Below are 11,135 nucleotides of genomic sequence, written 5' to 3' on the forward strand. Positions count from 1 at the left end.
CAGTGGAAAGCAGGCGGCTGTTTTTTAGTTTGTGTTTTTCGGCGCAGCAGCAACAGCTATTAGCGCCTTATCAGCAGCAGGCGCTGCAAGCTTGTCCCAGCGCCAAAGCCGTAGCGGTGACAAACTTGCACCTGACGTTATTTTTTCTGGGGCAGGTGACGGCTGAGCAACAGCAGCTGTTATTGCAATCAGCTGCAAAGCTTCGCTCTGCTGCATTCGAGCTCCAGCTTGATTATCTGGCAGGCTTTAGGCAGCCGAAAATTCTGTATCTGGCGCCCTCATCGATACCACCAGCCTTGTTGCTGCTGCAACAACAGCTGGCGCAGTTTTGTCAGGTACAGGGCTTTACCGAGCCACATGCTGAGTATCGGCCGCATATCACGCTGGCGCGCCAAGCGCTGTTTGAGGGGCAACAGCGCGTCACGCCACTCAGACTTAAGGTGCGGGAGTTTGCGCTCTATCAATCACGGCGTGAAAGCGAAGCCTTAGAGTACTTGCCATTGCAGCGCTTTAAATTAATCAGTTAAGCAAAGCCTGAGGCCGCTTTCGGTAAAGTGCCGGCAATAACCGGCAAAATGTCATGAAGCGGTCAACAAAAATCAGTACACTTAATGGTTTTCTGCCTGAGTTGCTAAGATCAGGCTAATTTCGATCCGGACCTGATACTTATGAAATTTTTTGTGTTTTTTATCAGCCTGTTGCTACTTGGCTGCCATCAGCCACCAGCCACACCTAATACTACTGCTGCCAGTCAAAACAGTTTGCTGATTATTTCAATTGACGGTCTGCGTCATGACTACCTGAGTTTGCATCAGGCACCGATGCTAGCCGAACTGGCGGCGGGCGGTGTGCATGTCAAACAATTACAGCCGGTATTTCCAAGTAAAACCTTCCCCAATCATTATTCACTGGTCACCGGTTTACACCCGGAGCGGCACGGTATTGTTGATAACTCGATGTATGATCCTGAGCATCAACGACATTTTGCGATGAGTATGGCGGATCAGGTCGCAGATGGTTTCTGGTGGCAGGGCGAGCCGATTTGGATCACGGCTGAATTGCAGGGCGTGAAGGCGGCCACTTATTTTTTCCCGGGCTCGGAAGCAGAAATTAAAGGTAAGCGGCCCAGTTACTGGTTTCCCTATGTGCATGAGACACCAAACCGTGAGCGCACCGAGCAGGTACTGGCCTGGCTGGCGATGCCTGAAGCCGAGCGGCCAAGAGTGATCACCTTGTATTTTAGTGATGTGGATAGTGCTGGTCATAACTATGGCCCGCGCTCAGAGCAGGTAGCTCAGGCTCTGGCCGAGGTAGATGCTGAGCTTACCTATCTGGTGCACACGCTGCGGGAGCGTGGTCAGGCGGAACAGCTCAACCTGATCATCAGTTCCGACCATGGTATGGCTGAGGTCGATCAGCGCAAATATATTATTGCTGATGAGTTGTTTGATGGCAGTTTAACGCAGAATGTCCGCTTTTCACGTGAAATTGTCAGCATTTTCCCGAAAGATGGCCAGGAAGAGCTACTGTATCAGCAAATTGCCGGGCGTTATAACCCAGAGCAGATGCGCCTGTACCGCAAGCATGAGTTGCCAGAACGCTTTCAGCATCAACACCATGTTCGCATCGCGCCGATTATTTTGCTGGCGGAGCAGCCCTGGATCTTTGTCCGGCGCAGCTTATTACCTGGTTTAAAGGCTGATCCGTCTTTTCTCAGAGCACGTGGCAGCCATGGTTATGACAATACTGAGCCGGATATGCAGGGAATGCTGATTGCCTATGGACCGGCCTTTAAACAACAGGCGACGGTAGCGCAATTAAGCATGGTCGATTTTTACAATGTGATGGCCAGGGTAGTGGGCCTGACACCGGCGCCCAATCAGGGTGATCCGCGCGCGTTATCGCTGTTACTGCGGGACTAAGCGGATGCATTGCGCGCATTTTGTTGCAGGCCGTTGTCAGTCCTGCCAATGGCTGGCGATGCCCTATGCCGAGCAGTTGGCATTAAAGCAGCAACAACTGTTGCAGTTAGTCTCTCCTTTGGCGCCGCTGGAGATCCTGGCGCCGGTGGCAAGTCAGCAACAGGCGTGTCGTTATAAAGCCAAGATGGTAGTGCAGGGTAGCTGTGAGGCGCCGCTACTGGGGATCATAAATCAACAGGGGCAGGCAGTTGATCTCGCCGATTGCCCCTTATATCCGCCGGCCTTTGCGGCCGTTTTTGCGGTGATTAAGCAATTGATTAGCCGTGCTCAGCTTACCCCGTACGATATTGCCGCCCGCCGCGGCGAGCTCAAGTATGTGCTGCTGCAGCAAAGTTATCACAGTGGTCACTTTATGCTGCGTCTGGTACTGCGTTCAAAGAACTGTCTGGCGGCGTTGCAAAAGCATTTACCCTGGTTATTGGCGAGCTTACCGGCGTTGTCGGTGGTCAGCGTTAATTTACAGCCCAAGCCGGCAGCGCTGCTGGAAGGGCCGGAAGAAATCCTGTTAACAGAGCAGGCGTTGCTGCGCGAGCAACTTAATCAGGTACCGCTGTATTTAAGCCCGCAGAGTTTTTTTCAGATCAATCCTGAATTGGCAGCCCGGCTCTATGCCACAGCTGCAACCTGGACTGCGGAACTTACGCAACAAGGCGTGCCGATCCGGCACCTCTGGGATCTGTTCTGTGGCGTGGGCGGTTTTGGTTTACATTTGGCCAGCAATCAGATGACACTGACCGGGATTGAAATTGCGCCGTCCGCCATTGCCAGTGCTAAACAGGCCGCGGCTGAACTGGGGTTAACCCAGGTCGATTTTAGGGCGCTGGACTCCGCTGCTTTTGCCACGGCGGCGGTTAGCCCACCGGATCTCCTGGTCGTGAATCCACCCCGCCGCGGCTTAGGCGTCGAGCTGGTGACGGCGATTAAACAGCTGGCCCCCGCTTATATTATTTATTCCAGCTGCAATGCCAATAGTCTGGCAGCGGACTTGACCCTGTTGGATAACTATCAGTTACTGCGGGTGCAACTTTTTGATTTATTTGCCCATAGTAGTCATTACGAAGTGCTGACCCTGTTACAGCAGCGGGCTAAAACCGCCTGATCCGATTTTGTAAACCCGCTAACCACACACCTTTGCCCACAGCCAGCACTCTGTGGGTACTTGCATTTTTAACACCAGCAAATATACTGTATGTATAAACAGTATTTTGGTGATCTATGCACAGCTTACTTGAACAACTGACGCAGCGGCAATGGCTCTGGCAAGGCTCAGCCTTACCCGCTGCCGGTCAGCAGCTAAGTTCCGGTTATGCCGAATTTGACCGGCAACTGGGTGGCTGGCCGGCGTCCGGTTTGCTGGTATTGCAAAGTCAGCCGGCAATTGGCGAGTTGCGTTTACTGTTACCCTTATTCAAACAACTGCAGCAGCAAGGCCTGCTGGGGCTGATTAATCCGCCGCAGTTACTCCAGGCAGAGCCGTTGGCGGCACAGGGGATTAACCCGTCACAGTTGCTGTTGCTTTCCGGTGTCAGTGAAACGGATGCACTCTGGGCTGCAGAGCAGTTATTACAAAGTGGTTTATGTAGTCTGGTCCTGCTCTGGCAGAGGGCGCTGGTGCGCAAGGCGGCACGTCGTTTACAGCTCGCAGCACAGGCGCAGCAGGCGTTAGTGCTGCAATTGACCACGCAACAGCCGGAATTAACACTGCCTTTAGCACTGGCGCTACAGCTACTGCCACAGCCTCAAGGTTTGCAGCTTAAAGTGTTAAAGCGCCGTGCCGGCTGGGCCGGGCAACAATTTTATCTTAACTGGCAAGATGAATGGCCTGAGCTTTATCCGGTACTGACCCGCACCCAGGCGGCTTTGGCTGAGACCGCCTGAGGGCTTTGTCATGCGCTGGCTTTATCTATATTTCCCCAGCCTGCAACTTGATCAACTGGCAGTACAATATCCGGCACAGCCGATGGCGCTGGCATGTCCGAAACGACATCAATTGCTGGGGGTTAATTCACTGGCAGCGGCAGCCGGGGTCAAGGTCGGGCAAAGTGTGGCAACGGCCGTGTTACTGTGTCGTGAGTTACAGCTGTTTAGTCCTGAGCCGGCACGGGTAAAGCAGCTGCTGCAGCAGCTGGCGGAGCGGTTATATCAGGTGACAGCCGATCTGGCGCTACAGCCGCCGGATGCCTTGCTGATCCGGGTGAGTAGCATGCTAAAACTCTACCCGGATCCTGCCCGTTACTGGCAGCAACTCCAGCTGCAACTGGCAGACTGTCCCTATCAATATCTGGCTGCAGCGGGGCAAACTCCGCTGGCTGCAAAATTACTGGCCCGCTCCGGGCAGGCCGAGCTGTACTTAACGCCAGCGGCAGAGCAGGCCAAGCTGGCACTTTGTCCGTTAACTGCCAGCGATCTGCCGGCGGCTAGCATTGAGCAGTTAGCCCGGTTGGGGATCCGGCAGTTAGGTCCCTTACTGGCATTGCCGGCAGCAGAGCTGGCGCGGCGTTTTTCTCAGGACGTGCTGCAATATCTGGCGGCATTAACGGGCAGAGTACTGCAATTACCACAATTTTACCGACCCAGGCTGCAATTTAACCGTGAATTACAGCTGCATTATGAAATTACTGAAAGTCCACAGTTATTAAAGCCGTTACAGCCATTGTTACAGCAACTGCAGCAGTTTTTACGCCGGGCCAACTTACTGTGTCAGCGTTTGCAGCTCACCCTGCAGTTTCGCCAGCACAGCCCCTTACCTCTGCAGATCCGCGCCCGGGCCGGTGAAGCTTGTGCTGCGAACTGGCAGCAATTACTGTCCCTGCACCTGGCGCAGCTGCAGCTGCCAGAGCCGGTGTATGCGCTGCAATTGGCGGCAACAGACTATGTACCCGATCAGCGCGCAAGTTGTAATTTACTGGCACAGCGCTCACAGCCGCTGAGCAAAGCACAACTGCTCAGTGTGCTGGTAGCCCGCCTGGGGGAGCAGGCGGTGGTGACACCGCTGCTAAGCCTGAGTCACTGGCCGGAGGCTGAGTCATCGGCATCAACTTTAGCGGCGCTGCCGGCATTGAATGCGGCGCTTTGTTATCAACTCAGACCTATTTTACAACTACCCAAAGCCCTGCCTTTAACCGAGGCGGTGACGCTGTTAAGTGGTGCCGAGCGTTTGGAGCAACTGTGCTGGCAAAGCGGCACCTTATTGCAGCGGGATTATTATCTGGCCCGCACTGAGCAGGGGCAGCTGTGGTGGGTATACCGCACACCGCAGCAGCAATGGTATCTGCAGGGTTGGTTTAGCTAAGGGGGGCCGATGAGCGAAACGTCAGCGGCAGCGCCGCCATCCGGGGCCGTAGCCTACGCGGAGTTATTTTGCCGCTCGAACTTTAGTTTTTTACAAGGCGCCTCCTCGCCGGAGGAGTTAGTTAGCACGGCGGTGTCTTTGGGCTATCAGGCGCTGGCACTGACCGATGAATGTTCGGTCGCTGGGGTAGTGCGGGCACACCGGCAAATCAAGCAGCAGCAATTACCGTTAAAACTGATCATTGGCAGTTATTTTCAGCTGCCTGGCCTGTCTTTAGTACTGCTGTGTCCGGATCGGCAAGCCTATGCTGAGCTGTGCCGCATTATTACCAATGCCCGACGGCGCGCTGAAAAAGGCCATTACCAGCTGGAAGAATGGGATTTACGCAGCAGCAAGCATTGCCTGGCACTCTGGTTGCCGCAGGGGGAGGCAGAAGTGGACCAGTACTGGGGGCAATTATTAAGCCGGCATTTTAGTGGCCGCCTGCACCTGGCGCTAGTACGGCAATTGCGTTATCGCGAAGCGCGCTACCTGGCGTATTGTCAGACGCTGGCCCACGATTTTGCGCTGCCACAGCTGGCGGTAGGTGCGGTATTAATGCATCAGCGTGAGCGACTGGCATTACAGCAAACTTTGACTGCCATTCGCCTGAAAACGCCGGTCCAGCAATTAGGCCGCCAGTTGCTGAGTAATGCTGAGGCCTGTTTAAGACCCCTGAGCAAACTGGCGAAGCTCTATCCCGCTGCTGCACTGGCGCAGAGCGTGACGCTGGCTGCAGCGTGCCAGTTCTCGCTGGATGAGCTGCGTTATGAATATCCATCTGAGCTGGTGCCGTCTGATCTTAGTGCCAGTCAGTATTTGCAGCAACTGGTGCAAGCCGGAGCCCGGCAGCGTTTTGGTACAGCAGGGCCGGCAGCGTCGATCCAGGCGCTGATTGATAAGGAATTGGCGCTGATTGCCGAGCTGCGTTATGAGTACTTTTTTCTGACCATCTATGATTTGGTGCAGTTTGCAAAAGCGCGCGGCATTTTATATCAGGGCCGCGGCTCTGCTGCTAATTCGGTGGTCTGTTATTGCCTGGAAATTACCGCTGTCGATCCGCGGCAGATTAAGGTGCTGTTTGAACGCTTTTTATCCCGCGAGCGGCAGGAGCCGCCGGATATAGACGTAGATTTTGAGCACGAAAGGCGCGAAGAAGTGATGCAGTATCTGTATCAGAAATATGGCCGCGAGCGGGCAGCGCTGGCGGCAACGGTGATCAGCTACCGCTTGAAAAGCGCGATCCGTGATGTTGGGAAGGCGCTGGGGATTAATGAAATGCAACTGGAGCATTTTATTAAAAACCTGAACCGCCGCCATGGTGTGGTCAGCTGGCAACAACAGCTTAGCCAGCTTGGACTGAATACCGAACAAGGTCTGGGGCAGCAGCTGGTGCAGCTGGTGGAGCAAATCCGCGGCTTTCCGCGGCACTTATCACAGCATGTCGGGGGCTTTGTGATCTCGGCCGGCCCTTTGTATGAGTTGGTACCGGTAGAAAATGCGGCCATGGCTGAGCGCACTGTGATCCAGTGGGATAAAGATGATCTGGAAACCCTGGGGCTGTTAAAGGTCGATGTGTTGGCTTTGGGCATGTTAACGGCGATCCGCCGCTGTTTTCAGTTGGTACAGCAACACTATGGCTTGACGCTTAGTATTGCGGCAATTAATGGCTATGGTGATGACCCTCAGGTGTACCGGCAAATTCAACAGGCGGATACAGTGGGGGTGTTTCAGATTGAATCCCGGGCACAGATGAGCATGCTGCCAAGGCTCAGGCCAGCCTGCTATTACGACTTGGTGATTCAGATAGCGATAGTGCGGCCAGGACCGATCCAGGGGGATATGGTGCACCCATATTTGCTGCGCCGGCACGGCAAGGAGGCGGTAACCTATCCTTCCGAGGCAGTCGCCGGCGTGTTATCCCGTACCCTGGGCGTACCGATTTTTCAGGAGCAGGTGATTCAGCTGGCAATGGTGGCCGCTGGTTTTAGCGGTGGCGAAGCGGATCAACTCAGACGCGCCATGGCCAGTTGGAAGAAAACCGGTGAGCTGTTGCAGTTTAAAGAAAAGCTGATCAATGGCATGCTAAGCCGCGGCTATCAGCAAGACTTTGCTGAGCGGATCTATCAGCAAATTTGTGGCTTTGGCGAGTACGGTTTTCCGGAGTCGCATTCCGCTAGCTTTGCAGTACTGGCCTATGTTTCTGCCTGGTTAAAACATTATTTTCCGGCGGCATTTTATACCGCCCTGTTAAACAGCTATCCCATGGGGTTTTATAGCCCGTCGCAGCTTATTCAGGATGCCAGACGTCATCAGCTTAGGGTGCTGCCGGTCTGTATTAATGCCTCCGCTGCTGCTCACCAATTGGTCCTGCATCAGGGCGATTGGGCTATCCGGCTTGGTTTACAACAGGTTAAGGGCTTAAGCCCACAGACGCTGCAACAGCTATTACAGCAGCGGCCAGCGGCGGGCTTTTGTCATCCGGCACAGTTAAAGCAATTAGGATTAAATGCCCGCGAACTGGCGGCGCTGGCCAGTAGCAATGCCTTGCAGAGCTTAACTGGTGATCGTTATAACAGTCGCTGGCATTTGCTGGATCAGCAAACGCAGCTACCGTTATTTGCCGCTGTAGCTGAACCGGCGACGCCGCTGCTGCAGCCACCCAGCGAGCGCGAAGCGATGCTGGAAGATTATCAGGCGCTGGGGTTTAGTCTTGATTATCATCCACTGCACTATTTGCGCCAGCGTGGGAAGTTGGCTGGTTGTACGTTGGCTAGCGACTTGGCGACAGTGCGACAACAGGCAGTGGTTAAGGTCGCCGGCTTAGTGACTTGCCGGCAGTGCCCGGGGACTGCCGCCGGCGTTACTTTTTTAACGCTGGAGGATGAAAGCGGTAATATCAATGTGGTGGTATGGCAGGGGACGGCTCTGGCACAGCAACAGCCCTATCTGACGGCGAAGATCCTGCAGGTAAATGGTATTTTAGAGCGCGAAGGCGAGGTCGAGCATGTGATTGCCGGACGTCTGACCGATCTGACGCCCTTACTGGAAGCTCTGCCGGCCGGGTCACGGGATTTTCACTAGCCAACAAGGCTGGCGGCTACAAACTGAGGTTAGCGTTTAAAGCCAATCCGAAAGCCGCCCCAGTGCTTGCCATTAACATAGATAGGTACCGATAAGTCATGCACAATTTCGCCGGTATCTCTTTTATAGGTTTGCAGTAGCATCGGCTCAGTGTTGCTGCCACAGCGGCTGCCGGTTCGGTCACTAAATATCCGTTTGGTACGATTTTGCAGCAAATCCTTATCGTAATTACCGGTCAGCGGCTGACTGAATTTTTTATTATGGGTTGGGAAGTAACCCTTGCGATCGACTGCGCCGGCATAGAGTACATTCTGATGCCGGCTTAAAATCGGCTCCTGAATAGCGGGGAATAATTGATCAGTCAGCTTGTCATAGGCGGTACTGAATTTTTGTGGGTTAGTATTGGCGATAGGTTGATATTTTTCGGCAAATAACTCTGCTTCTGAGACCTTACCTTCTTTAATCAGCTGGCTTAGCGTCGTTGCGATAGCCGAAGCCGCTTGTTTGGCTTCTTCAAAGATCGGTTGGTAAAAACTGTTACTGGCCTGAGTGCTCAGTTCCCGGTAGATGGTTTCAGTTTCAATCGATACCTCTACTGCCTGACCGGCAATCCGGGTGCCTTTTTGCTCAATTTGTACCAGCGCACTACTGATATTGTCGATAGCACCACTGATTTGGCTGCTATTACTTTGTAGCGTATCACTTAATTGCTCAATTTCCCGCAGAGCACCTGATGCTTGTTTGACTTCCTGGCTAATATGATTGACGCCTATTGCCACCTGCTGTAACTCGTCTTGTGCTTGATGGCTGGAATGTTCTAATTGCTGCATTAACTCGGCAGTATGGCTACTTTGGTTGCGGATCTCCTGCAACATATTCGCAATATCTTTGGTTGCGCCGGCTGTTTTACCTGCCAGTGCCCGTACCTCGTCGGCCACCACCGCAAAGCCGCGCCCTTGTTCACCGGCGCGAGCTGCTTCAATGGCGGCATTCAGCGCCAATAGATTAGTTTGCGCTGCGACGTTATTAATTACTTCGGTGATATGCTGAATTTTATCAGCGCTGCTGCGCAGGCTTTGTAATTCGGCTGCCGCATTGGCGACCGCTTGCGCCAATGCTTCAATCCGCACCACACCATTTTGCAGGTTTTTATCTGCCTGCTCTGAAGCGCTGGCGGTTTGATTTATCGTTTGATTTATGGTTTGCAGGTTATGATTTAAATCACTGCTGCCGGCTGCCACACTCTGGCTGGCATTGGCCAGTTGCTGGCTATCATCGCTGCTATGTTTAATATCTTTAATCAAGGCATCAATATAAAAGGACACTTCTGCCGCGCCTATTGCCATCTTCGAGGTCGCTTCGGTGATATTGCGGACCATCCGATCTGAAGTCTGTTGCGTCTGAGCCTGAGCGGGATCTGACGCTGCCGTTTTCTGTGCTGGTAGCAAAAATAAATAAGCAGCACTTAACAGCACTGTTATGAACACAGCCAGCATTGGCTTGGTCAGCCACAACAGTAAGCTTAGCAGTGTCGTTAACAGCACCAGAAATACAGTATGACGGATCAGCGGGGTAGACATAGGCACTCCGGAAACACTAATACTTTTGGCAGGTTGGAGAATGCCGCGATCTTTGTAAATAGCTAGCGGCGGCTTTTAGACTAAAGTCTATCGGAAAGCTTATTTTTTGCCAGTGACTTAGCCGTGGTTTTACCTATGACAAACCTAAACAAAAACCGGCAGCTTTACCTAAAAGTCACTTGAAAATGCTAGACTTTGCCGCACCTGATCAGACAGAACTATGCTGTGGCTTATTTTTCACTTTTTCTAACCGGCTTTATCGCCGCGACGCTATTCCCAGCCTCCTCCGAATTGCTGCTACTGGCCTTACTGGCGCAGGGCTATCTACCTGTTTGGTTGTGGTTGGCAGCGACCCTTGGTAATACCCTGGGATCTTGTGTTAACTGGTATCTTGGTCGGGAGTTGCTGCGCTTTCAGCATAAAAGTTGGTTTCCCATTTCAGCCGCTGCACTGACGCGGGCGACAACACAGTTTCAGCGTTATGGCCGCTGGAGTTTACTCTTTGCCTGGTTACCGGTGGTGGGTGATCCGCTGACCATGGTTGCCGGGGTACTCCGGGTACCGTTCCGGTTGTTTTTGCTGCTGGTGGCACTGGGTAAGGGGCTACGCTATGCGCTGTTGATTTGGCTGGGACATCAGCTCTGGTAACAGCGTGTTTTTCTGATAGCTTTTGCGCAGCGGATCCGTCATCATTAGCAGTATTTACTGGCAAAGAGAACACACTATGGATTATCAACTGACTGCTGAAGAACTGGCCCGGATCATCGCGCTGGATGCGGAACAGCGCTATGAGTATTTTATTAAGGCCGTCGCCGATCTGGAGCAGATCTGGATCCTGACCGATGACGAAGGCTTTGTGCTGGTCAGCGCCGAGGACGAGCGTTGCATTCCGGTATGGCCACATGCTGAGCTGGCAGAACAGTGGATCGAAGGCGAGTGGTCAAATTGTACCGCTCAGGCTGTTGCCATCGATACCTGGCTGGAAAAATGGACTGAAGGCTTAAACGGTGACGAATTAAGTATCGCTGTACTGCCGGATACGGACGGTCCTGGCGTGGTGGTAACGCCGGACGAATTAGCCGAAACCCTGGTGAACGAGCTGGAAGACGAAGCTTAAGCCAGCGGCAATACCAGAAGAAACGGCAGGGGAACCTGCCG

9 protein-coding genes are annotated in these 11,135 nt (G+C 53.3%); 8 read left to right on the top strand and 1 reads right to left on the bottom strand.

What is annotated here, in order from left to right; all coding sequences use genetic code 11:
• The first annotated feature begins 2 nt into the window (after positions 1 to 2).
• The 6 genes from thpR to AJE_RS16385 all read left to right on the top strand — a co-directional run bounded on the left by thpR (position 3) and on the right by AJE_RS16385 (position 8,397).
• Positions 3 to 527: an RNA 2',3'-cyclic phosphodiesterase gene (gene thpR / locus AJE_RS16360; RefSeq protein WP_008951778.1), complete on the top strand. Its 525-nt coding sequence runs from the start codon at positions 3 to 5 to the stop codon at positions 525 to 527.
• A gap of 141 nt (positions 528 to 668) precedes the next feature.
• Complete coding sequence (locus AJE_RS16365) at positions 669 to 1,922, top strand: alkaline phosphatase family protein (protein WP_008951779.1); 1,254 nt, start codon at positions 669 to 671, stop codon at positions 1,920 to 1,922.
• Positions 1,923 to 1,926: 4 nt separating this feature from the next.
• The gene (gene rlmC / locus AJE_RS16370; RefSeq protein ID WP_008951780.1) at positions 1,927 to 3,081 is read left to right on the top strand and encodes a 23S rRNA (uracil(747)-C(5))-methyltransferase RlmC; all 1,155 of its coding nucleotides are present in this window, start codon (positions 1,927 to 1,929) and stop codon (positions 3,079 to 3,081) included.
• Between the two features lie 116 nt (positions 3,082 to 3,197).
• Positions 3,198 to 3,860, top strand: coding sequence for a translesion DNA synthesis-associated protein ImuA (gene imuA, locus AJE_RS16375; protein ID WP_008951781.1), 663 nt, complete (start codon positions 3,198 to 3,200; stop codon positions 3,858 to 3,860).
• A 10-nt stretch (positions 3,861 to 3,870) separates the two neighbouring features.
• Entirely contained in the window at positions 3,871 to 5,274 is a 1,404-nt protein-coding gene (locus AJE_RS16380) for a Y-family DNA polymerase (RefSeq protein ID WP_008951782.1), read from the top strand.
• 9 nt (positions 5,275 to 5,283) lie between these two features.
• Entirely contained in the window at positions 5,284 to 8,397 is a 3,114-nt protein-coding gene (locus tag AJE_RS16385; protein ID WP_008951783.1) for an error-prone DNA polymerase, read from the top strand.
• 29 nt (positions 8,398 to 8,426) lie between these two features.
• On the opposite strand, the gene AJE_RS16390 is transcribed toward AJE_RS16385, so the two are convergent.
• The gene (locus tag AJE_RS16390; protein WP_008951784.1) at positions 8,427 to 9,977 is read right to left on the bottom strand and encodes a methyl-accepting chemotaxis protein; all 1,551 of its coding nucleotides are present in this window, start codon (positions 9,975 to 9,977) and stop codon (positions 8,427 to 8,429) included.
• Between the two features lie 225 nt (positions 9,978 to 10,202).
• On the opposite strand from AJE_RS16390, the gene AJE_RS16395 reads away from it, so the two are divergent.
• A complete protein-coding gene (locus AJE_RS16395) occupies positions 10,203 to 10,625 on the top strand; it encodes a YqaA family protein (RefSeq protein WP_039928959.1) in 423 nt (140 codons plus the stop codon).
• 76 nt (positions 10,626 to 10,701) lie between these two features.
• Positions 10,702 to 11,094 carry a DUF2750 domain-containing protein gene (locus AJE_RS16400; RefSeq protein ID WP_008951786.1) on the top strand — a complete coding sequence of 131 codons (393 nt, stop codon included), beginning with the start codon at positions 10,702 to 10,704 and terminating at the stop codon, positions 11,092 to 11,094.
• Positions 11,095 to 11,135 lie beyond the last annotated feature (41 nt).

The organism is Alishewanella jeotgali KCTC 22429, from assembly GCF_000245735.1.
Classification (GTDB): domain Bacteria; phylum Pseudomonadota; class Gammaproteobacteria; order Enterobacterales; family Alteromonadaceae; genus Alishewanella; species Alishewanella jeotgali.

Coding starts and splice junctions, on each gene's coding strand:
- AJE_RS16365 (WP_008951779.1), top strand. CDS start 669: ATGAAATTTTTTGTGTTTTTTATCAGCCTGTTGCTACTTGGCTGCCAT.
- rlmC (WP_008951780.1), top strand. CDS start 1,927: ATGCATTGCGCGCATTTTGTTGCAGGCCGTTGTCAGTCCTGCCAATGG.
- imuA (WP_008951781.1), top strand. CDS start 3,198: ATGCACAGCTTACTTGAACAACTGACGCAGCGGCAATGGCTCTGGCAA.
- AJE_RS16380 (WP_008951782.1), top strand. CDS start 3,871: ATGCGCTGGCTTTATCTATATTTCCCCAGCCTGCAACTTGATCAACTG.
- AJE_RS16385 (WP_008951783.1), top strand. CDS start 5,284: ATGAGCGAAACGTCAGCGGCAGCGCCGCCATCCGGGGCCGTAGCCTAC.
- AJE_RS16390 (WP_008951784.1), bottom strand. CDS start 9,977: ATGTCTACCCCGCTGATCCGTCATACTGTATTTCTGGTGCTGTTAACG.
- AJE_RS16400 (WP_008951786.1), top strand. CDS start 10,702: ATGGATTATCAACTGACTGCTGAAGAACTGGCCCGGATCATCGCGCTG.